Here is a 23,565-nt window from a genome sequence, read left to right on the forward strand (position 1 = left end):
CCCCCGCACTTGAGGGTGACGGGAAGAATCTCCACTGTTAACCGGTGGAGAGGAGTTCAAGAGTACGGGTTCTGGGTGAGCAGGTGTGCCTTGAAGCCCTCGCCGTACGTGCTGGTGGGGGTGCCGTTGTAGTCGGTGATGAGGACGTTGCCCTGGCCGCAGCCCCACGGGTTCCAGGTCCAGGCCGTGTATCCGACGCCGTGCGCGTCGGCCCAGGCCATCACCTGGTCGATGTAGTCGTGAGCGCAGGAGTTCTGGCCGATCTCGCCGGCGTGCACGGGCACCTGCGCGGCCACGGCGCCGACCTGGCTGTTCCAGCAGGAGACGTTGGAACAGGTGTTGAAGTTGTAGGTGTGCCAGGCGGCCATGAGGTTGCCGGCCGGGTCGGTCGGCTTGTAGGTCAGCCACTGGCTCAGGTCGTTGGACCAGGCCAGGCCGCCGAGCATGATCACGTTGGTGGCGCCGGTGGCGCGCACGGCGTTGACCAGCGACTGCATGCCGGCCACCTGGTAGCCGATGCCGGTGCAGGTGCCGCCGTCGCGCCAGCAGGTCCAGCCGGCGGTGGCGTTCCAGTTCGCGGCGGCGTCCGGGTAGGGCTCGTTGAACAGGTCGAAGATGACCGCGTTGTTGCCCTTGAACGCGTTGGCGACGCCGGTCCAGAACGTGGGCGCGTACTGCGCGTCGGGCATCGGCTTCTGGCAGGTCGCCGTGGTGTCGGAGCAGCCGGCGCCCTGGCCGGTGTACTGGCCGTAGTTCCAGTGCATCTCCACGATCGGCGTGACGCCGTTGTTAACCAGCAGGTTCACGTAGTCCTTCACGTTCTGCTGGTACGTGGCGCCGCTGGGCGAGCCGTTGGTGCCGACCCAGCACTCCTCGTTCAGCGGGATCCGGACCGCGTGGATGTTCCACGCCTTCATGGCGTCGATCGAGGCCTTGTCCACCGGGCCGCTGTCCCACATGCCCTTGCCCTGCACGCAGGCGAACTCGCCGCTGGCCCGGTTGACGCCCAGCAGCCGGTAGGTGTTGCCGTTGCCGGCGACCAGCTTGTTCCCGGAGACGTGCAGAGCCGGCGCCGGGAGGTTGGTGCCGTCGTCGTCATCGGTCTCGGTGGCGTTGACCGTGACGGTGGTCAGGCCGGAGGAGGCGACGCTGATGGGCCGGGTGCCGTTCACCCTGTCGGTGTCCTGCGCGGCGCGGAGCGTCACGGTCTGCGCGGTGTTCCAGTTGGCGGTGGTGAAGGTCAGGCTCGCGCCGGCGCTCACGGTGATGTCGCTGTCGCCGGTGCCCGCGGTGCTGGTGACCGTCACGTTGCCGGACGGCTGGGACTGCAGGCGGACCGTGTAGCCGGCGGTCCCGCCCTCGGGCACGTTCACGCTGGTCGGAGAGATCACCAGGGCCTGCTGCTGCGGGCCTCCGTTGCCGTTGCCGACGCACGAGACGCTGGGCGGCGGGTTGTTCGCGCCGCCGGTGTAGGTGCCGTTGAAGCCGACGGTCCACGTCGCGCCGGTGGCCTTGGCGGCGTTGTAGGTGGTCGGGTTGACGGTGACGGCCGCACCCGCCGGGGTGGGCGTGGCCGGGGTCGGCACGCCCTCCCACATCTGGGTGATCACCTGGTTGTCGGGGAAGTCGAAGCTCAACGACCACTTGGTCAACGGGTCGCCGGTGTTGACGACGTTGATGTTGGCGCCGAAGGCGCTGCCGTTGTCCCAGCTCTTGGTGTAGGTGGCCGAACACGACACGGCGGCGTCGGCGGGCGTCCGCACGGTGGCGAGCCCGAATCCGGCGAGCAGCACGGCGGCCGCTGCCGTCGAGGCTCTGCGCCACAAGTTCCGGTGGACAGTCATTTGGGGTTCTCCGTGACGAGATCGAGAGTCAGCAGCCGCCTGAATGGGAGCGCTCCCAAACGATCTGCCTGACCGGTCCGATGCGCAAGAACCCGCCGGCGCCGGGAGCCGGGGCAGCCGCGTCCACCTTGAACAAGGCGCCGAACGCAGCTGAAACTTTCACCCCGGGCCTCCCCGGCTCCCGTCAGCGCGGGCCGCCCGAGCCCGTAGTGGGGGAAGATCGGGGGGCGACGCCGGTGCGCAGCTGCGCCGGCAGCCCGGTGTTGGAGTAGGAGCAGCGGCCCCGCCCGGGCCGGGGCAGCCGCTTGCCGATCGGCTCGTCCAGGCTCAGCCCGCCCTCCTGGACCGACTGCAGGGCGATCGTGGCGACCATGCTCTTGGTCACGCCGGCGACGCGGAAGCGCGGCCCGTCCTCCTCCGCTGCGACTCAGGGCCGACTCGCGGACGCGCCGGGCGGGCCGTCCGCGAGTTACTCCCTTCCTTTGACCTTTCTGACTTTCAGCTGTGAATTACCATTCGTTCAGCAGGGCACGAAGGAAATTTTCAGGACGCCCTCGAGAATCCCCCATTGGCCCGGCTGACTGCACCCGAACCAGCGCTGCCCGATGAGCGTCTCCCCGTCGTAGTAGCTGAGTACGGTGAGGTTGTCGCCCCCCGGCGGAGGCGGCGGAATGGCGTGAGCTGGGGTCGAGCCGACGGCGAGCGTGCCGGCGATTAACGTCGCCGCGATAATCCCCTGCTTGATTCTCACGAAGTTTCCTCCAGGGCGACCGGCTTTTCTGATCAAGGCGAACTTCATTCTCGCCGTTCCGCGAATCCTGTCAACGGCCGAATGCCGGTCATTTCACCGGCGTGCCGTACACGCTGACCTCGGTGAGATGGAACGACAGGTTGGCGGTGTTGTGCGTGCCGACCACCCGGACGTAGCGGGCCTTCGCCTCGGTGGTCATCGTGTCCCCTGCGTCGGTCGCGGCCCGGGGGCCGCGGCGGCCGCCCAGCGTGTACCAGGTGGAGCCGTCGAGGCTGCCCTCCAGCCGGTACTCGTAGTAGCGCCCGCCCCCGACGTAGTTGCGCACGTTGACGCGTGAGACGTCGTTGACCGCCCCCAGGTCGACCTGCCACCAGGTGGTGTCCCAGGTCAGCTGGCTGGCGAAGTACGGCGAGTTGGCCCGGTTGCCGTCGTTCGCGTACTCGGGGCCCCGGCCCTGCTCCCAGCTCAGCGCGGTGACCGGCTTGCGGAGGCTCTGCAGCGTGTCCTGCGCGCTGTCGCGCGCGGTCGACGGGGCCGGTGCGGGATCGGTCAGGACGGCGACGGCCTCCTGGCCGGTGTGGCGGTTGGCCGCGCTGACGAACAGGCCGACGTCGAGCGCGGCGCCGCCGCCCGGGACGGCCGCCGACCCGATCACCGCCCAGTTCCCGCCGTCACCGCCGCAGGAGCCGGTGAGCCGGTCGCCGGACCTGCCGATGCGCACGCGTACGGGCGGCGTGAACCCGCCCACCTCGTTGTACGAGTCGAGCTGCCCGTCACCGTCGGAATCCCAGCTGAAGACGCAGCCGTGACCGGGGGTGACGGCGATGTTCGCGTAGCCGGCGGCCCCCGGGGTGGCCAGGTCGTCGCTCACCACCAGCCCGGACCTGGTCCACTCCGAGGAGCCGTCCTGGCGCAGCACCGTGCTCACGAGCTGCTGCCCGTCGGCCAGGGCGTCGGCGCGATAGGCGACGGCCAGCTCGTTGGTCTCCCGCCAGAGGTCCGCGCCGCCCGCGGCGATCGCGATCCCGTCGCCGGTGGGAGCGAACTCGGCCGTCGTGTTGCTCATCGTCCGGTACGACGCGGGCGCGGCTCCGGCGATCAGCAGGCGGGCCTGGGCCGTGTCCTCCCGGGAGGCGTCGCCGGATCGCCAGGAGGCGGTGACGTCCAGCGCCGGGGTGCCGCCAGGGGTCTCGCCGGCGGGCACGGTCACCTCCCACGTCACGGTGAGCTGGTCACCCGGGGCCACGCGGTCGGCGCGGGCAGGCGAGGTCGCCCGCACCCGGTATCCGCGCGGGGCGTCGAGCCGGAGCGCCGCCCGGCCGGTGGGCCGCAGCGCGTTGTCGTTGGCGAACACGGCGGTGACCTGCACGGTCCCGCTCGGCTTGACGCCCTTGCGGTCGGTCGCGACGGTCACCGCGCCGTCGGGCAGCGCGGCCACTCTGCTCGCCTCGTCGTAGGCGTCGCCGCGCGGCTCGGCGGCGAGCCTGGTGCCGGCCTTGGACCAGTCCTTGGCGACGGCCATCCAGTCGATCGGCTCGGGGTAGTCCTTGCCCGAGCGCAGCGCGCTCTCCAGGCTGTCGAAGAACAGCTGCCACCGCTTGGCGTAGTACTGCCCGACGAGTCCGTTCATCTCCCTGCGGGCGTAGTCCTGCAGCCGGGCGCCGTCGGCCCAGAGCGTGACCAGCGACTTGAGGTTGTAGTCGAGGGTCGCCGCCTCGGCCGGAGTCGCGGCCTGCCGTCGGGCCTCCTGCTGCCAGGCCCCGAGCAGGAAGTTCTCGTCGGTGCCCAGCAGCCGGTCCATCAGCCGGAGCTGGTCCAGCCACTGGCCGGTGAGGCGCTTGAAGCGGTCGAGATCCTTGGCGTGGTAGGCGGCGCGGATCTCGGGCAGTTGCAGCCGGCTGTGGTTGGCCAGCACCTGCCGTGCGACGTCGACCAGGTCGTAGCGGTAAGCTCCGGAGCCGCGCAGGCGCCGGTCGACCTGGAGCAGCTCGTCGAGCGCCTTGTCGAAGGTGGCGATGTCGTACTGCAGCGGGAAGCCGGTGTTCGCCAGGCCGGGCTGGTCGTCGTACAGGCCGGTGACGTGCCTGGAGTCGGCGCCGGCCGGCCAGCTGTAGACGGTGTCGAGGAGGATCCGCCAGGCCGCTTCGGCGTGCGGGTCCGCGCCGCCGTACCGGGCGGTGGCGTAGTCGGCGAACCACTGCCGCATGTCGACCGGGCCGTCCTGCCAGGGCAGGTCGGCGAAGAACGCGACCGCGGCCGGGTTGTTGTCGATGGCCTCCGGCATCAGCGCGATGCCGTTCATGGCCGTGCCGGGCTTGGCGCGCCAGGCGTGGAACTTCTCGTTCCACACCGTCAGCCTCGCGCCGAGGTTGAAGTGCCCGCCGAAGTTCCAGATGGTGCCGAACGCGTACCCGGTGCCGAGGAAGTCCCTGTCCCGGTCGGTGGTGCCGGCCTCCTCGCTGATGCCGTCGACGATGAACATCTTCGTCCGGTCGATGGCCCGCAGCGTCGCCGGCAGCGGGTTGCTCTGCCAGCCCAGGATGGTCCAGAGCGCGTCGGGGTGGGCGGCGTTCAACGCCCGCTGCACCGCCTGTGACGCCTGCGCGACGTCGACCGTGCCCGCCGTGCCGCCCTCGTGCAGCAGGTCCATCTTGTACATCGTGCTGGCGCCGAACAGTTCGGTCTGCACCCGGTAGAACGTGGCCGCGACGCGTGTGAAGACCGGATCCGTCGGGTCGAGCCAGTGGGGGCGTTCGAGCTGGTTCCAGGTGCCCTGCGGGACCGTGTTGGCTCCCGGGTTGCGGGCCTTGAAGTCGGTCGGCACGGTGCCGAAGTAGCCGGGCAGCACGGGGACCATGCCCAGCGAGCGCAGCCGGTCGGCCATCCTGCGGCCGAGCTCGATCCGCCGGTCGATGAGCTGCTGGGAGATCGGGCTGTCGGTGCAGCACATGTTCTGCAGCAGCCACCACGACTGGTGGCCCGGCTGCGGGATCCACTCGCGCATCTGCTGGTCGGAGTAGCCGAACTCCATGAAGGTGCGCTGGTAGACCGCCTCCTGACCCTCGTAGACGAGCACCTCGTTGATGCCGTGCAGCGCGAGGACGTCGATCCGCCGCTGCCACTCCGTCCAGCTCAGATACGCCCCCGCATAGCCCTGGTTGGTGTCGTTGAGGGCGAAGCGGTGGTCCACCGAGGAGTCCTTGGCGATGGGGGCCGCAGGCAAGGGGAGGCGCTGGGGCAGGTCGACCTGGGAGCCGTTGATCGAGATGTCGGCGTGCGCCACCTGCCGCAGGTAATAGCCGAAGCCGGTCAGCTGGACCGCGGGCGTCGTGCCGGAGACGACGAGGCGGCCGTTCTCGGCGTACACCTGGAACCGGTCGCGGCCGGTGCCCTTGTCGATCGCGCGCAGCGTGACCTGCCTGGCGCGCGACGTCCCGATCAGCCGCTCCAGGGCCTGGGCCGCCGGACCGGCGGGCTCCGGCGGTGCGAGCGTGCCGGCCGCCGCCCCGGGCTGGGAGATGAACGGGGCGGCGAGCAGCGTGAGCACGACGGCGAGCGCCGTCAGGCGCGGTCGCCACCGTCGCGCGCGGCGGCTCTGGGGTTCGCGGGGACGGGTCATGGGGCGGCCACCTCCGGGGGGTGGGTAAGGGGCCTATTATTATGTAAAGACTTTTCGTAAGGTCTCTGCGAAACATATTCGGCCGCGGGCGGCATAAGGTCAAGATCTCGCGACGGATGTTCATGAATCGGACAGCGAGGGGCGGATGACGGAGGAACGGCCGGCGGGCACGCCGGTCCTGCGGAGGATGAACCGGGCGGCGGTGCTCGACGCGGTCCGGCGGCGCGCGCCCGAGCCCGTACGGGTGGCCGAACTCGTCCAGCTGACCGAGCTCACCCGCCCGACGGTCGCCCAGGCCGTGGAGGACCTGCTGGCCGCCGGATGGCTGCGGCAGCACGCGCCCGAGCCCGCCACCACGAGCAGGACGGTGGGCAGGCCGGCGTCGCGGTTCTCACTGAACGGCCGGGCGGCGCCCGTGCTCGGCCTGGACGTCGGCCCGCACACCGTGACGGCGGGGATCGCCGACCTGGCCGGCGAGCGCCTCGCGCTGATCCGCCGGCCGGTCGGCCGCCGCGGCGCCCGGCACCTGCTTGAGGCGGTCGACGAGGCGACGGACGAGGCGCTGGCGGCGGCCGGCCTGACCGCCGGGCAGATCACGGCGGTCACCGCGGCGACCCCGGGCATCGTCGAGGTGGCCACCGGGCGGGTGCTGTTCGCCCCGAGCGTGCCGGGCTGGTCGGAGATCGACCTCGCCGACCGGCTGCGGGCTCGTTTCCGGTGCGCGGTCACGGTGGAGAACGACGCGAACCTGGCCGCGCTGGCGGCCGTCCGCCAGCGTCCCGGGGCGGGCACCCTGCTCGCGGTTCAGTGGGGCGAGCGGCTCGGGGCCGGTGTCGTCATCGACGGGCGGCTGCACCGGGGCGCGGGCCAGGCCGGCGAGATCGGCTTCATCCGCCCACCCGGCGACCGTCCCGACCCGCCCGGGGGCCCCGACGCGGCCAAGGATCTTTCCGACCCGACCGGGGACCTCCCCCACCCGGCCGGGGACCTTGCCGACGTGGCCGGGGACGGGCGTGGGCCGTTGGAGCGGGCGATCGGCGCCGAGGCGATCGTCGAGCTCGCCCGCCGCCGCGCCGCGGGTCACCCGGAGTCCGGGCTCGCCCGCGCGCGGGACGCGGCCGCCGTCTTCGCCGCCGCGGCCGGGGGTGACCCGATCGCCATCGAGGTCGTCGACCGGGTCGCCGCCGTCTTCGCCGAGGCGATCGCGCCCGTCGTCCTCGTGCTGTCCCCGCACGCGATAGTGATCGGCGGCGGCATCGCCCGAGCCGGGGCGGTCCTGCTAGACGCGATAGCGCGGCACCTCAGGGAGCTGACCCTCACCCCGCCGAGCGTGGAGTTGTCGGAGTTCGCCGAGGGCACCGTGCTCACCGGCGCGATCCAGATGGCCCTGGACGAGGTGTGGCGCGACACGCTCACGGTCACCTGACAGGCCGGGCGGCGTTCATCATGTACGTCGCCCCGGTCGTGGCGGTCTCGGCCGGCGTGCTCCTGCTCTCCGAACCGATCACCGCGCGTACGGTCGCCGGTGCCCTGCTGGTCCTGGCGGGAGCGGCGCCGGCCGTCCGCCGGGCTCCGGCCCGGTCCAAGGGAAGTGTCAGGACGACAGCGCCGCGCGTACCGCCTCGGCGCGTTCCTCGGTGAACACCCCCGAGTCCAGCAGGTCGAGGATCGACAGGACGCGACCGCCCGAGCCCCAGCTGCCGTCCTCGATCACCCGGAAGTTCACCCACCATGTCGGGGACGGGGCCGGCAACCCGCAGGCCGCGGCCAGCGCCGCCAGGATGCGTTCGATGGCCTCGGCGCGGACCTCGCGTCGCCAGTCGGCGTCCATGACCGCCACGTCGACGACCATCACGTCCTGCCCGGCGTCGGCGAGCAGGACCCCGCCGATCGCCATCATGTCGGGCGCGCGCTCGGCGAAGTGGACCTGGAAGCCCACCCGGGCGGCCTCCGCGAGCTGCCCGACCTCCGGCACCAGGACCGCGTCGGTCAGCGTACGCGCCAGCAGGCGCCGCTGTTCGACGGTCAGCCGTCCCTGCGGCGCGGTCACCCTGATCACTGTCATTGTTTCCTCCTACTGAGTGAGGGTCACCCCTCCGACGAGGTGTGCGGGCGGACGGGCAGGGCGAAGTAGGACCGGAGCGCGGGAGGCAGCGCCGCGGGGTCGGGTTGGAAGATCTCCAGCAGGAGCCGGTCGGGGCCCTCGGCCATGGCGTAGCGGGCGGTGGGCTCGTGGCGAATGGGGGTGACCGAGACGTCCATGGCCCGCAGCCGTTCCACGACCGCGTCCAGCTCGTCGGTCTGGATGCCCAGGTGGTGGACGGTGGAGCGTTCGGTGGTGGGGGGAGGCTGGTCGTAGAGGTGGATGCGGCCGGCGCCGACGGTCAGGAAGACGTTGCGGGCGCCGGCGAAGACGTCGTCGTACACCACCTGGGCGCCGAAGCCGTCACGCCAGAAGGCGATGGTGGCGTCGATGTCGCCGGCCATCAGGTGGGCGTGGTGCAGGTTGATCATGATGTGGGCCCGTTTCCGGTCGGGAGCGGGTCGCGGGCCAGGACGAGTTTGGTGGTGCGGGCGGCGTAGGCGGTGGGGGCGTCGTCCCAGTCCGCGAGCAGGGTGATGACGTTCTCGGCGGGGAAGCCGCTGCGGTGGACGAACTCCAGGAGGTCGGGCAGGGTGGCGCGGGCATGGGAGACGCCTACGCGCAGGGTGATGTCGGTGGCGTACATGCGCATGAGGGGGACGCGGGTGCCGGTCGCGAGGTAGTAGCCCACGGCGGTGCACACGCCGCCGGGGGCCGTCGCGGCGAGCGCCCTGCGCAGGCCCGGGGCGCGTGAGGTGGCCTCGACGACGACGTCGTAGCCGCCGTCGGCAGGACCGGCCAGTGGCCGGGCTTCGGCGCCGAAGGATTCGGCGATCTCGCGTCGCCGCCGGCTGTCGTCGAGGTAGTGAACGGTTTCCGCGCCGTGGGCGCGGGCGAGTCCGGCGGCGTACAGGCCGATGCTCTTGGCGCCGCCGCCGAGGACGAGCACCCTGCCGCCTTCGCGATGGGTGAGCGGGGGGACGACCGTGCGCCAGGCGTCGGCGAGGTTGTCACTGGCCGCGGCCACGCGAACCGGCGGAACGCCGTCCGGGACGGGGACGAGCATGTGGTCGGCGTGGGGGACGCGGATCCGGTCGGTGACCATGCCGCCCCACGGGCCGCTGGCGGGGCCGAACCCGTAGGCGGCGAGGGTGCCGCCGGTGGTGGTGGCGCATTTGGAGGTGAGCCCGGCCAGGCAGCGGGGGCAGGTGCCGCAGGAGATCGCCCAGGGCACGACGACGGTCTGCCCGATCCGGACCCGTCGCACGCCGGACCCGACGGCGACGACTTCGGCGACGCATTCGTGGCCGATCGGGAAAGGCCCTCTGAAGGGGACCTTCCCGCAGATCGAGCCGACGATCGGGTCGACGAGGCCGAGCGCCATCCCGGCTTGCAGCGCTCGCGAGACCGGCCGGTGGATCGGCAGGGTGTCACCGTCGCACCGGCCGGCCAGGAACGGGCGGACGATCGCGTCGCCCGGCTCGGCCGGTTGCGGTGCGGCCCGCTCGCGCCAGGCCAGGCGCCCGCTGCGCAGGAAGACGAGCTCGCGCACACCGTCGCCGGGCAGGTGCTCACGCATTCGTGGCGTCCTTGGCCAGGGCCTTCAGGTCCGCGTAGCGGATGACCGAGCCGCCCGCTCCCCAGGTGCCGTCGGCCTGCTCGTGGATGAGCACCCACACCCGCAGCGCGTCGGAGTCCGTCAGCCCGGCCGCCTTCAGCACGATCCGCGTCGCCTCCTCGACGAGCCCGCTCTTGCGCCGGTCCGACAGCGCTCCCTCCGGGACGGTGACGTCGACGCGGAAGCGCGGCAGGTCGTCCTCGGCGGTCGTCTGCGCCTCGGCGGGCGGTTCGTGGAGATAGCTCCACGCCTGGGCGCGGAAGAACGCCGCGTCCGGGGCGCCCTCCCAGCGCAGCAGCGCCCGCGCGAGCTCCCGCTGGACCTCCGCCCGGCCCCGGTCGGTCAGCGCCCCGGCCGGAGCGGTGAGCTGGATCATCGGCATGGGCTGCCTCCTGAGGCCACCGAAGTTATGACGGTCGTTATAATCGCTGCTCACGGTAGGCTATAACGCACGTCATAATCAACCTGGAGTTACCATATGGAATCGCGGTCACGGGAGCGGATCATCTTCGGCGCGGCCGACCTGATCCGGCGGCGCGGCCTGGCCGGGAGCACGGTCCGGGACCTGGCCGCGCACTCCGGCGCGCCTCTCGGCTCCACCTACCACTACTTCCCGCGCGGCAAGCAGCAACTGGCCGCCGAGGCGGTCCGCTTCGCCGGCGACCTGGTCACGCGGGTCCTGGAGCGGGAGCTTCAGGCCGGCCCGGCGGCGGGTCTGCGCGCGTTCCTGACCCTGTGGCGGCAGACCGTCCTCGACAGCGACTTCCGCGCCGGCTGTCCCGTCCTGGCCGTCGCGGTCGAAGAGCCTCCCGCCGACGGCCCTCCCGAGGCGATCGACGCGGCCGCCGACGTGTTCAGGACCTGGGAACGGATGCTCGCCTCGGCATTGCGCGAGCACGGCGCCGACCCGGCCCAGGCGTCCCAGCTGGCGACCCTGATCGTGGCGTCGACGGAGGGCACGGTGGCGATGTGCCGCGCCCAACGCGACATCCGCCCCCTGGACGACGTCACCGCCCAGCTCGAAGCGCTGGTCCGGCACGCGACCGGCGGCTAGCCGCATCGGCTTCGTACGAGCCGAGGCGGCCCGTGGACGCCGGCGCGCCACGGAAGACCTCTATCACTCTCGCGGCCGACTCTCCTACCGTGTGTGACGAATGGGTAAGAAGTTTGGGATACTTCGCCCCGGCACCGAATCACTACGGAGGCGGGCGAATTGGCGCTGGACGGGGAGGGCGGCCAGGGCGATGGGGAGAGCGGCGAGCCCGGGCGGAGGTTCGATGCGCGGTTCCGGCTGGAGCAGGGGGCGGCCGAGGGCAAGGGCGAGGTGCTCTTCGCCCACGACGAGGAGCTGAGCCGCGCCGTCGTGCTCAAGCGCACCCATTCGGGCGAGGCCCGCGCGCTGGCCAGGCTCGTCCACCGCCACATCGTCACCGTCCACGACGTCCTGACCGTCGATGACGGCCCTCGGGCCGGCACGTGGCTGGTCATGGAGCGGGTGCCGGACGGCAGCCTGTCGGGCAGGAGATTCTCCCCCCGGGAGGCGGCCCGGATCGGGGCGCAGATCGCCGACGCGCTGGCGGCGCTGCACCGCAGCGGGCTGATCCACTGCGACGTGAAGCCCGCCAACATCGTCATGGACGCCGGAGAAACGGCGAAACTGACCGACTTCGACGCCGCGCGGCGGCTCGGCGGCGCGGAGACGATCTCGCCCGACCGCCCGATCTCCTACACGCCCGACTACGCCGGACCCGAGCTCATCGGCGGCCGGCCGGACGCGGCCTCCGACGTGTTCTCCCTCGGCGCCACCGTCTACGCCCTGGTCACCGGGAACCCTCCTCGCCCCTGGGCGCACGGCGGCGTGGCGGCCGACGAAGGGGACGAGCGCGTCGTGGAATGGGGGGCGCACCACGGCGTCATCGAGATGAGCGGGGATGTCGGGCCGCTGCGCCCGGCGCTGACGGCGATGCTCCAGAGCGACCCGGGCAGGCGGCCGACCGCCGGCGGAGCCCGCGACGCGCTGCGCGACCTCGCCGACCCGCCATCGCTGTGGCGGAAGGCGCACACCGCCGCCCGGCGCCGCTGGCAGGCGTACACCGCCGCCCGGCGCCGGTGGCAGGCGCTCACCGCGGTCGCGGCCGCCTCTGCGCTGGCCGTGACCGGCACGGCCTGGCTCACCGGCCGCGATGACCGCCCCACCCCACCCGCCCAGACCTCGCCGCCCGCGGCCTCGCCCAGCGCCAGGGCGGTGACGGAGGCGAAGATCGTCGCGTCCAAGGGCCCGTCGACGACCTACGGCAATTGCCGGAAGAACTGCGCCTTCGTCGAGTTCCGGGCCACCGGCCTCAAGCCGGGCACCAAATATCGTTTCCGGCCGTACACCAGCAACTGGGGCGCGTTCAACCCGGGAGCGTCGTTCACCCCCGACGAGAACGGCGAGCAGCACACGGACAACCGGTTCCCGTGCAACGCGGTCGGCCAGAAGGTGTGGGTCGTCGCCGAAGGGCCGGACGGGGAACGGATCGTCTCCAACAAGTTCACCTGGACGGCCGGATGATCATGCGGCGTGTCCCGGTCAGCCCTCCTGCTCGGTGGGCCGCACCAGCAGCTCGTTGATCGCGACGCGCCGGGGCCTGGTCACGATGTAGCTGATCGCGTCGGCGATGTCCTCGGCCTGCATGCGCTCCACCGCGGCGAACCGCTGGCTGATCTGCTCCTGGATCTGCGGGCGGTTGTGCCCGGTCAGCTCGGTCTCCACCGCTCCCGGCTCGACCAGCGACACCCGCACGTGCCGGCCGGCGAACTCCTGGCGCAGCGACTCGCTGAACGCCCCCACGCCGTGCTTGGTGAGGTTGTAGACCCCGCTGCCGCTGCGCGCCACCCGCCCGGCCACCGAGCTGATGTTCACCAGGTCGGCCACCCGGCGCGGGCCGTCGGCGGCGGCGCGTACCAGGTACGGCAGCGCGGCGTGCGCGCAGTAGAGCACGCCGAGCACGTTGACCTGCACCATGCGCTGCCACTCTTCGAGCGGCGCGTCGGCGGCCGGGCCGAGCAGCATCACCCCGGCGTTGTTGACCAGGGTGTCGAGCCGCCCGAGCTCGGTCGCGGTGCGCTCGACGACCTCCCGGGCCTGCCGTTCGTCGCCGACGTCGGCCACCAGCGTCAGCGCGGTGCCGCCCTGGCCGCGGATCTTGTCGGCCAGCTCGTTCAGGCGATCGGCCCGCCTGGCCACCAGCGCGACGGTGGCCCCCTGGGCGGCCAGCGCCAGCCCGGTCGCGGCCCCGATGCCGCTCGACGCTCCCGTGATCAACGCCACGGTGCCGTTCAACCGATCCGCCATCGAAGCCCCCATCAGCCACGTCGCATGATGCTCTTCGCAGATTACTCCGTCGCGTGCCGGAGCCGGATCCGGGGGAGGCGGGCGGCCCCGGACCGCGACGGTGCGGGGCCGTACGCGCACGTCAGACCCGGGCGTCCGCGCGGTCGCGCTCCTCGACGAGCTGAAGGGCGACGTCGATGATCATGTCCTCCTGGCCGCCGACGTAACCGGCCTCGCCGACCCGCTGCAGGATCTCGTGGGCCGGTACGCCGTACCGCTCGGCGGCGCGCTCGGCGTGCAGCAGGAAGCTGGAGTACACCCCCGCGTAGCCCTGGGTGATCGCCGAGCGGTCGGCGAACGGCAGCCGCCGCAGGAACGGCTTGACCACGTCCTCGGCGGCGGCCAGCGCGCCCTGCACGTTCACCCCGGTCGGGATGCCGAGCCGCTCGAAGGTGGCGACCAGCACCTCGGTGGGCGAGTTGCCCGCCCCGGCGCCCAGCGCGCACAGGGCTCCGTCGATCTGGCGGGCGCCGTTCTGGGTGGCCAGCACCGAGTTGGCGACGCCGAGCGAGAGGTTCTGGTGGCCGTGGAACCCGACCTCCGCCTGGTGGCCGATCTCCTCGACCAGCGCGCTGACGCGGGCCTGGGCCTCGCCGAGCACCAGGGCTCCGGCCGAGTCGACCACGTAGACGCACTGGGCGCCGCCGTCCACCATGATCCGCGCCTGGGCGGCCAGCTCGGCCGGGCCGACGCGGTGCGACAGCATGAGGAAGCCCACGGTCTCCATGCCCAGTTCGCGGGCGGCGGCGAAGTGCTGGAGCGAGACGTCGGCCTCGGTGCAGTGGGTGGCGATGCGCGCCACCGAGGCGCCCGCGCCGTGGGCCTTCCTCAGGTCCTCGACCGTGCCGAGGCCGGGCAGCAGCAGGACGGCGATTCTGGCTTCGCGCGCCTCGTCCACCGCGGCGCCCACCAGCTTGATGTCGTCCTCCAGCGAGAACCCGTAGTTGAACGACGAGCCGCCCAGCCCGTCGCCATGGGTGACCTCGATGACCTCCACCCCGGCGCTGTCCAGGGCGTGCACGACACCGCGTACCTGCTCCTCGGTGAAGCGGTGGGCCATCGCGTGGCTGCCGTCGCGCAGGGTGGAGTCGGTGATCCTGATCTTGGCGGTCATGCGCCCACCTTCGCGAGTCGCTCGCCGACGCGGGCGGCCGCGGCGGTCATGATGTCGAGGTTGCCGGCCCACGGCGGCAGGTAGTCGCCGTTGCCGCGCACCTCGAGGAAGACGGCGACGCGGGCCATGCCGTTCCAGATCTCGCGCGGCGGGTCGAACTGCGGCTCGGCGCGCAGGGTGTAGCCGGGCACGTACGCGGCCACCTCGGCCGCCATCGCCTGGATCGACGCGCCGATCGCGGCGGTGTCGGCGTCGGCGGGGATCGCGCAGAACACCGTGTCCCGCATGATCATCGGCGGGGTGACGGGGTTGAGGATGATGATCGCCTTGCCCTTGGCGGCGCCGCCGACCGTCTCGATGGCACGGGCGGTGGTCTGGGTGAACTCGTCGATGTTGGCCCGGGTGCCCGGACCGGCCGAGCGGGAGGCGATGGAGGCGACGATCTCGGCGTACGCCACCGGGACCACGCGCGAGACGGCGTGCACGATCGGGATCGTCGCCTGCCCGCCGCACGTGATCATGTTGAGGTTGGGCGCGTCCGACAGCGTGTCCAGGTTGACCGGCGGGCACACGAACGGGCCGACGGCGGCGGGGGTGAGGTCGATCGCGGTGATGCCCGCCTCGGCGTAGCGGGGGGCGTTGGCCGCGTGCGCCTTGGCGGAGGTGGCCTCGAAGACCAGGTCCGGCAGGGTGTCCTGGGCCAGCAGCCAGTCCACGCCGCCCGCCGACGCCTCGACGCCGAGCGAACGGGCCCGCGCCAGGCCGTCGGAGCCGGGGTCCACGCCCACCATCGAGTGGACCTCGACGGCCTCGCTGCGCAGCAGCTTGACCAGCAGGTCGGTGCCGATGTTGCCGGGGCCGACGATGGCCGCCGTCAGCCTGCTCACGATGCCTGCCCGAAGTTCGCGGTGACCGCGCCGAGGCCGGCGAAGGTCGCCGTCACGACGTCGCCCCGCTCCACGGGGATCGCCGCGGTGACCGAGCCGGGCAGCACGACGTGCCCGGCATCCAGCGCCACCTTACGCTCGCCGAGGACGTTGGCCAGCCACACCAGCGCGTTCAGCGGGGATCCGAGCACGGCGCCGCCGGCGCCCGTCTGGACCAGTTCGCCGTTGCGGTGCAGCAGGCAGCCGGTCAGCGCCAGGTCGACGTCCGCGAGCTTCGTCGGCCGGTTGCCGAGCACGAACCCGCCGCTGGAGGCGTTGTCGGCGATGGTGTCGGCCAGCGTGATCTTCCAGTCCGCGATGCGCGAGTCGATGATCTCCAGGGCGGGCAGCACGAAGTCGACCGCGGCCGCCGCCGTCGCGGCCGTCACGCCCGGGCCCGCCAGCGGTTTGCCGAGGACGAAGGCGATCTCGGGCTCGATGCGCGGCTGGAGGAAGCGCCCGGCCTCGATGGGCGCGCCGTCCAGGTGGGCCATGCCGTCGAGCAGGTGACCGTAGTCGGGCTGATCCACGCCGAGCTGACGGCGCATCGCCGCCGAGGTCAGGCCGACCTTGTGCCCCACGATCCGGGCGCCGGCCGCCTGCCACGCCTCTACCTGGCTGAGCTGGATCTCGTACGCGTCCGAAACCGACATATCCGGATATGTCGTGGTGAGTGGCGCGATCGGGGTCCGCGTGGCGTACGCGTCCAGCAGCCCGGTCGCGGCGTCACCAATGGAACGAGGGTCCATCGTGATCCTTCCGTTGTTTCTCCCGGGCAGACCATGCTGTTCGGAGGCGGCGTCGGGCAAGCAAACCGTCCCGCCAGGCGGGACACGCCGGCGACCCGGCCTCGTTCTTCAGCGGGGCGCGAGCGCGGCGAAGGCCTCGTCGAGGAGCTCGACGAGGTCGAGCCGGCCGTCGGACGCGGTCCAGTGGTCGACCGCGATGTTCAGGCAGTCGAGGGCGGCGGCCACCCGTACGGACTGGGCCAGCGCCGTGGATCGAGGGGCTGCCGCGCGCTCGGCGAGGGCCTGGACCAGGTAGGGGCGCCAGCAGTGCTGCTTCTCCAGGTGGCGCGCGCACAGGGCCGGAGTGTCCCTGATGAGGCGGGTCGTCGCGAGGGTGCCGGCGCGGTCCTGGTGATAGAGCTCGATGACGGCGTCGAGCGCCCGCCGCAGCGCCGTCCAGTCGTCCTCGCCGGCGGGGCGGGCGCGCAGGGCGCCGGAGACCTTGTCGCCCTGGGCGTCGAGGGCGCCGACGACGGCGTCCTCCTTGGTGCCGAAGTAGCGCAGGAAGGTGCTGCGGGAGACCCCGGCCGCCTCGGCCAGGTCGTTGATCGTGACCTGGTCGAAGCCCTCGCGCATGAACAGGTCGAAGGCCACCTGGGCCAGCTCGGCCCGCACGGCGGCCCGTGCGATGTCTCGCGTGCTCGTCCGCGCTGCTTCGGCCACCCGGCGATCCTACCTCTCATTCGGTCCTGGCTTGCAGAGACAGAACCGCGTCGCTAACCTGACACTCAGTTTCACCTTCGAAATTTAGGCTCATCGGTTTGAGGAGACATGACACCGTGATCCAGACTCTCGGACTCATCGGCAGCGGCATGATCGGCGGCGTGGTGGCCCGCCTCGCCGTCGCCTCCGGCGTGGACGTCGTCCTCAGCAACTCGCGCGGCCCGGAATCCCTCGCCGACCTCGTCGCCGAGCTGGGCGAGCACGCGACGGCGGCCACGCCCGCCGAAGCCGCCCGCGCCGGCGACCTGGTGGTGGCCACCATCCCGTTGCACGCCTACGACCAGCTCCCGGCCGCCGCCCTGGCCGGCAAGACGGTCATCGACACGATGAACTACTATCCCGACCGCGACGGCCGCATCCCGGAGCTGGACGCGGGAACGGCGACCTCCAGCACCCTGGTGCAGCGGCACCTGGCCGGCTCCCGCGTGGTCAAGGCGTTCAACAACATCGACTTCCACCGCCTGGCCACCCTCGCCCGCCCCGCCGGCGCCCCCGACCGCAGCGCCCTGCCCGTCGCGGGTGACGACCCAGCCGCCAACGCCCAGGTGGCGCGGCTCCTGGACCTGCTCGGCTACGACGCGGTGGACATCGGCACGCTCGCCGAGAGCTGGCGCAGCCAGCCCGGCACCCCTGTCTACGTCCAGCCGTACTTCCCGGCGGAGCGGTCCGAGGAGCTGAGCCTCGACGAGACGTACCGCTGGTTCCTGGAGACTCCCGGAGTCACGGTGCCCGCCGACGAGGTGAGGAAGCTGACCGACCTGGCCGTCCGCGACGCGGCGTCCCCGGAGGACTGACGGGCCGGGCGGCGAGGGTGTCGTACGGCTGCGGGCTCCCCGCGGCGGACGGCTTCGGAGCGCGGATGGACGTGAGGTAGACGATCGCGGCGAGCACGGCCGAGGCGACGGTGACGAGCCCGAGCGGGGTGGCGTCGCCGGCGCCGCCGAGCCCGACGAGGGGTGCGGCGAGGCCGCCGAACGCGTAGCGGGCCAGCCCGAGCAGCGAGGAGGCCGTGCCCGCGATGTCGGGGTAGTTCGCCAGGGCGAGGGAGATCGTCGGCGGGGTCGTGGCCGCCACGCCGCCGACCATCGTGAACAGCGAGAGGATCATGGCGATCAGCGGCAGGTGGAGGGCCGCGGTGGCGAGCAGCCCGCCGGTGCCGGCGAGGCACAGCACGAGCCCGGCCACCAGGGTCCGCCGCTCCGACCACCGCTCGGCGAGGCGGCCGGCGGTGAAGCCGAACGCCATGTAACCGAGCGAGTTCAGCCCGAACGCGAACGAGTACCCCTGCGGGGAAAGCTGGTAAATCCCCTGCAGGACGTACGTCGCGCCGCTGAGGTAGGCGAACAGGGCGGCGTTCAGGAAACCGGTGACGAGCACGGCGCCGACGAACACGCGGTCGCGCAGCAGCCGGCCGAAGTCGCGCCCGGTCCGCGCGAGCCCACCGGCGACGCGCTCCCCCGGCGGCAGCGTCTCGCGGAAGACGGCGAGCGAGGCGACCAGGATCGCCACACCGATCGCCGACAGGAACAGGAAGATGCCGCGCCAGTCGGTGACGGAGGCGAGCTGCCCGCCGATCACCGGGCCGACGATGGCGGCGAGCCCGCCGATCACGGTCAGGCGGCCGTAGTACCGCAGGAGCTTGCCGCCGGAGTAGACGTCGCGGCCCGCGGCCTGCGCGATCACGATGCCCACGCCGCCGGCGAGACCTTGGACGAATCGCGCGGCGACGAGGGTCTCGATGGCCGGGCTGAGGGCGCACAGCGCCGAGGTGAGGATGTAGGCGACGACGCCGGCCAGGAGCGGGCGGCGGCGGCCGAGCCTGTCGGACAGCGGCCCGGCGACGACCTGGCCCATGGCCAGGCCGAGCAGGCACGCCGTGACGGTCAGCTGCGCGACCGACGTCGCGGACCGGAGTTCGGTGGTGAGCGCGGGGAGTACGGGCAGGTAGAGGTCCATGGAGATCGGACCGAAGATCGTCAGCAGGCCGAGGACGATCGCCAGGGGGCGGCCGACGGCCTGTGCGCGTGGGGACATGGCGGTCACGCTGTCCAGAAAACCCTGAACGCCCCTGACCAGGGAGTTCTTAATAAAAGGTGTACTGGCAGGGCATCCCTGCCCGTGAGCCGTGGGGCGTACGGTCGAAGTGTGGACAATCGACAGGAAGTCCGTGAGTTCCTCGTCTCGCGGCGAGCCAAGATCACGCCGGAACAGGCCGGACTGCCCTCCGGGAGCAACCGCCGGGTCCCCGGGCTACGCCGGAGCGAGGTCGCCGCGCTGGCGGACGTGAGCATCGAGTACTACTCGAAGCTCGAACGAGGGGCCCTCGCCGGGGTGTCGGCGAGCGTGCTGGAGGCCATCGCCCGCGCGCTCCAGCTCGACGAGGCCGAACGCGCGCACCTGCTCAACCTGGCACAGGCCGCGGGCAGGACCGGCGCGATCGTACGGCCGCGGCGGCACCCGGCGAGACAGTGGACCCCGCACCCGAGCCTGCAGTGGACCCTCGACGCCGTCACCGAAGGACCCGCCTTCGTCCGGAACGGCCGGATGGACCTCCTGGCCGCCAACCGGCTCGCGCGAGCCTTCTACGCCGACGTCTACGCCGATCCGCAGCGGCCCGCGAACATCGCCCGGTTCACCTTCCTCGACGACAAAGCCCACCAGTTCTACCCGGACTGGGGCTATTTCGCCGACACCACCGTCGCCATCCTCCGCACCGAAGCCGGGCGCGACCCGCACGACAAGGGACTCCACGACCTGATCGGCGAGCTGTCGACGCGCTGTGACGAGTTCCGCAGGCGGTGGGGCGCCCACAACGTCCGCCGCCACGGGACCGGCACGAAGACCTTCCACCACCACATCGTCGGAGACCTCACCCTCGCCTACGAGGGGCTGGAGATGGCCGCGGAGCCCGGCCTCACCCTGACCATCTACGCCGCCGAGCCGGGCTCGCCGTCCGAGGAGGCGCTGCGCCTGCTCGCGTCCTGGGCCGCCTCTCAGGAGGCGGACTCCGCCCAGGAGCCGCGGGCGGCCTGGTCGTAGCCGGGGGCCGCTCTCAGGAAGCGGTCCGGGTGCTGACGCGCGGGCCGTTGTACTCGGTGTCGCTGACGTGTTCCAGCCAGGTGGCGCCGTCGCCTTCCCAGATCGCGAGATGGATCATGAACTGGTCCGGCGCCGCGCCGTGCCAGTGCTCCTCGCCCGGCGGCGTGTGGACGATGTCGCCCGGGTGAGCCTCGATGATCTCCCCGCCGCGCGACTGGATCAGCGCGACGCCCTCGACGATGTAGAGGGTCTGGCCCAGGCCGTGCGAGTGCCACGCGGTACGGGCACCCGGCGCGAACTTGACCAGGTTCGCCCGCGCGCGGGAGGGCTCCTCGCCCCGGTAGATCACGTCGGCCCAGGCGTCGCCGGTGAACCACTCGGCGGGCAGCTTGGCGGTCGGCGGCTGCTTCAAGATCTTCATGGGTCCCTCCCTCAGGCGGCAGGCCGGCCGGCCTGGTCGGCGATGGCCTTGAGCCGGGTCATCGCGGTCATCGTGACCGGCCAGCCGGCGTAGAAGGCCAGGTGGGTGATCGCCTCGACCAGCTCGGCCTCGGTCAGCCCGTTCTCCAGGCCCTTGCGCAGGTGGAAGTCGAGCTGGTCGGTGCGGTACAGCGCGGCCAGCGCGGTGATCGTGACCAGGCTGCGGTCGCGGGGCGACAGGTCGGGCCGCTCCCACACGTCACCGAAGAGCACCTGGTCGGTGAGCTCGACCAGCTTCGGCGCGAGGTCGCCGAGCAGCTGCCGCGCGCCCGACGGCTGGTTGTCCTGTGCCATATGTGGTCATCCTTCCGGCAGTTCGGCGAGTGAGGCGTGTGACAGGTCCGGGCGCGTACGCCCGTACGGCGAACGCGCCCCGACAGCGCCCCATCTCTCATGAAACACCTGGTCAAGCACCGTGTGACAGGCCCTGGTGTGACACGTACCGGCAGAGCACCCCTAGGCGGCCACCGGCGCCGGCTGCGGCAGCCGCCGCGACATGAGCACGGCGGCGATGGTGAGCACCTGGCACACCACCGCGAACACGATCACCAGCCACGGCGAGCCACCGGCCGCCTGGACGAGAGCCGTGGCGATAAAGGGGGTGGTGCCGCCGAGCAGCATGACGTTGATCTCGCGAGAGGTCGCGATCGCGGTGAACCGGTAGCGCGTCTCGAACAGCTCCGACAGGAACGCCGACTGCGAGCCGAGCATGGCGCTCTGCCCGACTCCGTACGCGACGGCCATCGCGATGATGATCAGCACCGGCTGACGGGTGCCGAGCAGCAGGAAGTACGGGCCGATGTAGAGGGCGGTGAAGATGGCCCCGCCCATCAGGACGGGCCCGCGCCCGATGCGGTCGGCGAGCTTGCCGAACAGGGGGACGGCGAAGACGCTGGAGCCCGTCGCTGTCAAGAATCCGTAACCCGGCGCAGCCGTTCGAGCGCGTCCGGATCGCTCAGCGCCGATCCCACGGCCACTCCCCTGCAGCCCGCGGCCAGGAAGGCTGCTGCGTTGCCCGCGTCGACGCCGCCCGTCGCGACGAAACGGACCCCGGGGAACGGCGCGAGCTGCGCCTTTATCCAGTCCGGCCCGAGTTGCGCGGCGGGGAACGCCTTCAGCCAGGTGAATCCGTGGGCCAGGGCGGTGGCGATCTCCGTGGAGGTGGCCACGCCCGGCAGGTGCGGCAGCCCGAGCCGCAGCGACAGCGCCACGACCTCGGGGTGGAGGCCGGGCGCGACGGTGAACGCGGCCCCCAGGTCGCTGACGGCGGTCAGCTGCTCGGCCGTGGTCACCGTTCCCGCTCCGACGCTCCTGCCTTCGGCCCGGGCGGCGTCCAGCGCCGCGCGCAGCGACGGCAGCGCGTCGGGCGTCTGCACGGGCACCTCGATGAGCTCGACCCCGAACGCCCAGGCGCGCTCGCACATGGCCACGGTGGCCGCGGGGTCGAGGTTGCGGAAGATGCCCAGGACCGGGCAGCGGTCCAGGTGGGTGCCGAAGAAGTCATCGGCGTCCATATTTGTCTCCTCCCCAGCCGAGGCTCTTGGAGATCTCGTGGGCCGCGTCGCGCAGGTCGTCGACGTACGCGCGCAGCTCGTCCAGCGGTACGACCGCTCGCAGAGCGGTGATGGAGATGCCGTGCGTGACCTTGCCGCGCGCGTCGAAGACCGGCAGCGCCACACAGTTGATGTAGTCCTCGTGCTCGCCGTCGTCCTCGGCCCAGCCGCGCTCTCTCGTCAGGGAGAGCTCCGCCTCCAGCGCCTCGGCGGTGGTGATCGTCGTGGGGGTGAACCGGGTGAACGTGGTGCGCTCCATGACCCGCGCCCAGGTCTTGGCGTCCTGGTAGGCGAGGATGACCTTGGCGACGGCCGCAGTGTGCGGCTGGGCGGGCAGCCCGATGCGCGAGCCCATGGCCACGGTGCCGCGCCCGTCGATCTTGTCCACGTAGATGACCTGGTCTCCGACCAGCTCCCCCAGGTGGATCGTCTGGCCGTAGCGCTCGCTCAGGCCGTGCAGGATCGGGTGCGCGAGCGAGCGGGCCTCGACCTGGTCGAGCGCGAGCTGGCCGAGGGCGATGAGCTGGAAGCCCATGCCGTACATGCCGCCGGCGACGCGCCGGACGAAACCGCCCTCCTCCAGCGTCTGCAGCAGGCGCAGCGCGGTGGACTTGTGCACGCCGAGGTGATCGGCGATCTCGCCGAGCGTGCGGTGACGTTGGGAGACGAACCCGACGATGTCAATCGCACGTGCGACAGTCTGCGACATGCTGGTGTGCTCCTTGTTCGAGCAGCGAGACGATCTCGCCGGCGGGAGGAAGGTCGGCCAGGTCGGCCGGGGACGCCAGGACGCGGGAGGCCGCGTAGTGGCCCAGCCGCAGGCGGATGAGCTCGTCGCGGCCGTCGAGGAACCCGCTCAGCCAGCCGGCCGCGAACGCGTCCCCCGCGCCGACGGCGTCGAGCACCTCCACCCGCGTCGACGGCGCCCGGTGCACGCCCGCCGGGGTGAAGGCGACCGCCTCGATCGCGGCGTCCTTGACGATCAGGTACGCGGGCCGGTCGACGAGCCGGCGCACGCTCTCCGCGTCGGAGGTGCCCCACAGCGCCGCCGCCTCGTCGCGCCCGACGAAGACGATGTCGGCGCGCTGGGCGAGCTCCAGCAGCACGGCGGAGGCGTCGGCGCCGTTCCACAGGCGCGGCCGGTGGTTGACGTCGAAGCTGACCGCGGCCGGCCCCAGCGGCCGGTCGAACACGATGTGCCTGGTCAGCTCCAGGCACTGCGGGGAGATGGCCGCCGTGATGCCGGAGATGTGCGTGACCCTGGACGGCCGCGCGGCCCAGCCCGCGACCTCGGCCACGGTCATGGCCGAGGCGGCCGAGCCGTTCCGGTAGTAGTAGACGCGGGTGCCCGAGGCGGCCGGGTCCTTGAAGTACACGGCGGTGGGCCGCTCGTCGTCGCGGCGGACCAGCCCGACGTCCACGCCGTGCTCGCGCAGCGCGTCGAGGACGAGGTCGCCGAGGGGGTCACGGCCGACGGCGCTCGCCCAGGCCGTGGTGTGGCCGAGCCGGGCCAGCAGCGCGGCGACGTTCGACTCCGCGCCGCCGGGGCGCAGGATGAACGCGCTGTCCGCGTCGAGGCGGCCGCCCGGGGTCGGGGTGACCATCACCATGGTCTCGCCGATCGCGAGCACGTCCGCGGGTCTCATCGGCC

Annotated in this window: 24 protein-coding genes and 1 pseudogene; 5 read left to right on the forward strand and 20 right to left on the reverse strand. The window is 72.2% G+C overall.

The window, feature by feature from the left end; all coding sequences use genetic code 11:
• Nucleotides 1-56: 56 nt before the first annotated feature.
• The 4 genes and pseudogenes from ABZS69_RS23890 to ABZS69_RS23905 form a co-directional block, all read right to left on the reverse strand.
• A complete protein-coding gene (locus ABZS69_RS23890; protein WP_355376288.1) occupies nt 57-1,844 on the reverse strand; it encodes a cellulase family glycosylhydrolase in 1,788 nt (595 codons plus the stop codon).
• Nucleotides 1,845-2,028: 184 nt separating this feature from the next.
• A pseudogene (locus ABZS69_RS23895) lies at nt 2,029-2,235 on the reverse strand (hypothetical protein); the annotation flags it as partial.
• A gap of 129 nt (nt 2,236-2,364) precedes the next feature.
• Nucleotides 2,365-2,595 carry a hypothetical protein gene (locus ABZS69_RS23900; RefSeq protein ID WP_355376291.1) on the reverse strand — a complete coding sequence of 77 codons (231 nt, stop codon included), beginning with the start codon at nt 2,593-2,595 and terminating at the stop codon, nt 2,365-2,367.
• An 88-nt stretch (nt 2,596-2,683) separates the two neighbouring features.
• Nucleotides 2,684-6,214: an alpha-N-acetylglucosaminidase TIM-barrel domain-containing protein gene (locus tag ABZS69_RS23905; protein ID WP_355376293.1), complete on the reverse strand. Its 3,531-nt coding sequence runs from the start codon at nt 6,212-6,214 to the stop codon at nt 2,684-2,686.
• A 145-nt stretch (nt 6,215-6,359) separates the two neighbouring features.
• Here ABZS69_RS23905 and ABZS69_RS23910 point away from each other — a divergent pair, with 145 nt between their 5' ends.
• Nucleotides 6,360-7,640, forward strand: a complete 1,281-nt coding sequence (locus ABZS69_RS23910; RefSeq protein WP_355376296.1) for an ROK family protein — start codon at nt 6,360-6,362, stop codon at nt 7,638-7,640.
• A 168-nt stretch (nt 7,641-7,808) separates the two neighbouring features.
• Here ABZS69_RS23910 and ABZS69_RS23915 read toward each other — a convergent pair whose 3' ends face one another.
• Genes ABZS69_RS23915 through ABZS69_RS23930 form a run of 4 tightly spaced genes read right to left on the reverse strand, consistent with a single transcriptional unit; the run spans nt 7,809 to nt 10,297 of the window.
• Nucleotides 7,809-8,279, reverse strand: coding sequence for a tautomerase family protein (locus ABZS69_RS23915; protein ID WP_355376299.1), 471 nt, complete (start codon nt 8,277-8,279; stop codon nt 7,809-7,811).
• A 23-nt stretch (nt 8,280-8,302) separates the two neighbouring features.
• Entirely contained in the window at nt 8,303-8,728 is a 426-nt protein-coding gene (locus ABZS69_RS23920) for a VOC family protein (RefSeq protein WP_355376302.1), read from the reverse strand.
• Nucleotides 8,725-9,876: an alcohol dehydrogenase catalytic domain-containing protein gene (locus ABZS69_RS23925; protein ID WP_355376305.1), complete on the reverse strand. Its 1,152-nt coding sequence runs from the start codon at nt 9,874-9,876 to the stop codon at nt 8,725-8,727. The genes ABZS69_RS23920 and ABZS69_RS23925 overlap by 4 nt, the downstream gene beginning before the upstream one ends.
• Nucleotides 9,869-10,297: a tautomerase family protein gene (locus tag ABZS69_RS23930; RefSeq protein ID WP_355376307.1), complete on the reverse strand. Its 429-nt coding sequence runs from the start codon at nt 10,295-10,297 to the stop codon at nt 9,869-9,871. Before ABZS69_RS23930 ends, ABZS69_RS23925 begins: the two co-directional genes overlap by 8 nt.
• 96 nt (nt 10,298-10,393) lie before the next feature.
• On the opposite strand from ABZS69_RS23930, the gene ABZS69_RS23935 reads away from it, so the two are divergent.
• Both ABZS69_RS23935 and ABZS69_RS23940 read left to right on the forward strand, forming a co-directional pair.
• A complete protein-coding gene (locus ABZS69_RS23935; RefSeq protein ID WP_355376310.1) occupies nt 10,394-10,969 on the forward strand; it encodes a TetR/AcrR family transcriptional regulator in 576 nt (191 codons plus the stop codon).
• Nucleotides 10,970-11,128: 159 nt separating this feature from the next.
• Nucleotides 11,129-12,469 (forward strand): serine/threonine-protein kinase, encoded by a 1,341-nt coding sequence (locus tag ABZS69_RS23940; RefSeq protein WP_355376312.1) that lies wholly within the window; start codon nt 11,129-11,131, stop codon nt 12,467-12,469.
• Between the two features lie 18 nt (nt 12,470-12,487).
• Here ABZS69_RS23940 and ABZS69_RS23945 read toward each other — a convergent pair whose 3' ends face one another.
• From ABZS69_RS23945 to ABZS69_RS23965, 5 genes are all read right to left on the reverse strand, one after another.
• Nucleotides 12,488-13,252 carry an SDR family NAD(P)-dependent oxidoreductase gene (locus ABZS69_RS23945; RefSeq protein ID WP_355376315.1) on the reverse strand — a complete coding sequence of 255 codons (765 nt, stop codon included), beginning with the start codon at nt 13,250-13,252 and terminating at the stop codon, nt 12,488-12,490.
• Between the two features lie 121 nt (nt 13,253-13,373).
• Complete coding sequence (gene dmpG, locus ABZS69_RS23950; RefSeq protein WP_355376318.1) at nt 13,374-14,405, reverse strand: 4-hydroxy-2-oxovalerate aldolase; 1,032 nt, start codon at nt 14,403-14,405, stop codon at nt 13,374-13,376.
• Nucleotides 14,402-15,295: an acetaldehyde dehydrogenase (acetylating) gene (locus tag ABZS69_RS23955; protein WP_355376405.1), complete on the reverse strand. Its 894-nt coding sequence runs from the start codon at nt 15,293-15,295 to the stop codon at nt 14,402-14,404. Before ABZS69_RS23955 ends, dmpG begins: the two co-directional genes overlap by 4 nt.
• The gene (locus tag ABZS69_RS23960; RefSeq protein ID WP_355376320.1) at nt 15,289-16,080 is read right to left on the reverse strand and encodes a fumarylacetoacetate hydrolase family protein; all 792 of its coding nucleotides are present in this window, start codon (nt 16,078-16,080) and stop codon (nt 15,289-15,291) included. The genes ABZS69_RS23955 and ABZS69_RS23960 overlap by 7 nt, the downstream gene beginning before the upstream one ends.
• Before the next feature lie 108 nt (nt 16,081-16,188).
• Entirely contained in the window at nt 16,189-16,782 is a 594-nt protein-coding gene (locus ABZS69_RS23965; RefSeq protein WP_355376323.1) for a TetR family transcriptional regulator, read from the reverse strand.
• 116 nt (nt 16,783-16,898) lie between these two features.
• Between ABZS69_RS23965 and ABZS69_RS23970 the strand changes: the two genes are divergently transcribed.
• Nucleotides 16,899-17,636: an NAD(P)-binding domain-containing protein gene (locus ABZS69_RS23970; RefSeq protein WP_355376326.1), complete on the forward strand. Its 738-nt coding sequence runs from the start codon at nt 16,899-16,901 to the stop codon at nt 17,634-17,636.
• Here the strand turns inward: ABZS69_RS23970 and ABZS69_RS23975 are convergent.
• Entirely contained in the window at nt 17,563-18,876 is a 1,314-nt protein-coding gene (locus ABZS69_RS23975; RefSeq protein WP_355376328.1) for a multidrug effflux MFS transporter, read from the reverse strand. The genes ABZS69_RS23970 and ABZS69_RS23975 overlap by 74 nt on opposite strands.
• Nucleotides 18,877-18,987: 111 nt before the next feature.
• Here ABZS69_RS23975 and ABZS69_RS23980 point away from each other — a divergent pair, with 111 nt between their 5' ends.
• The gene (locus ABZS69_RS23980; RefSeq protein ID WP_355376331.1) at nt 18,988-19,881 is read left to right on the forward strand and encodes a helix-turn-helix transcriptional regulator; all 894 of its coding nucleotides are present in this window, start codon (nt 18,988-18,990) and stop codon (nt 19,879-19,881) included.
• 13 nt (nt 19,882-19,894) lie between these two features.
• Here the strand turns inward: ABZS69_RS23980 and ABZS69_RS23985 are convergent, their stop codons facing one another.
• The 6 genes from ABZS69_RS23985 to ABZS69_RS24010 form a co-directional block, all read right to left on the reverse strand.
• Nucleotides 19,895-20,302, reverse strand: a complete 408-nt coding sequence (locus ABZS69_RS23985; protein ID WP_355376333.1) for a cupin domain-containing protein — start codon at nt 20,300-20,302, stop codon at nt 19,895-19,897.
• Between the two features lie 11 nt (nt 20,303-20,313).
• Nucleotides 20,314-20,655, reverse strand: a complete 342-nt coding sequence (locus ABZS69_RS23990) for a carboxymuconolactone decarboxylase family protein (RefSeq protein ID WP_355376336.1) — start codon at nt 20,653-20,655, stop codon at nt 20,314-20,316.
• A gap of 162 nt (nt 20,656-20,817) precedes the next feature.
• The gene (locus tag ABZS69_RS23995) at nt 20,818-21,273 is read right to left on the reverse strand and encodes an MFS transporter (RefSeq protein ID WP_355376339.1); all 456 of its coding nucleotides are present in this window, start codon (nt 21,271-21,273) and stop codon (nt 20,818-20,820) included.
• Nucleotides 21,270-21,875 carry a bifunctional 4-hydroxy-2-oxoglutarate aldolase/2-dehydro-3-deoxy-phosphogluconate aldolase gene (locus ABZS69_RS24000; RefSeq protein WP_355376342.1) on the reverse strand — a complete coding sequence of 202 codons (606 nt, stop codon included), beginning with the start codon at nt 21,873-21,875 and terminating at the stop codon, nt 21,270-21,272. The genes ABZS69_RS23995 and ABZS69_RS24000 overlap by 4 nt, the downstream gene beginning before the upstream one ends.
• Complete coding sequence (locus ABZS69_RS24005) at nt 21,862-22,623, reverse strand: IclR family transcriptional regulator (RefSeq protein WP_355376345.1); 762 nt, start codon at nt 22,621-22,623, stop codon at nt 21,862-21,864. Before ABZS69_RS24005 ends, ABZS69_RS24000 begins: the two co-directional genes overlap by 14 nt.
• A complete protein-coding gene (locus ABZS69_RS24010) occupies nt 22,595-23,560 on the reverse strand; it encodes a sugar kinase (protein WP_355376347.1) in 966 nt (321 codons plus the stop codon). Before ABZS69_RS24010 ends, ABZS69_RS24005 begins: the two co-directional genes overlap by 29 nt.
• Between the last annotated feature and the right edge of the window lie 5 nt (nt 23,561-23,565).

Origin of the sequence: Nonomuraea sp. NPDC005650, assembly GCF_040605375.1 — a bacterium.
In the GTDB taxonomy this organism is placed as follows: domain Bacteria; phylum Actinomycetota; class Actinomycetes; order Streptosporangiales; family Streptosporangiaceae; genus Nonomuraea.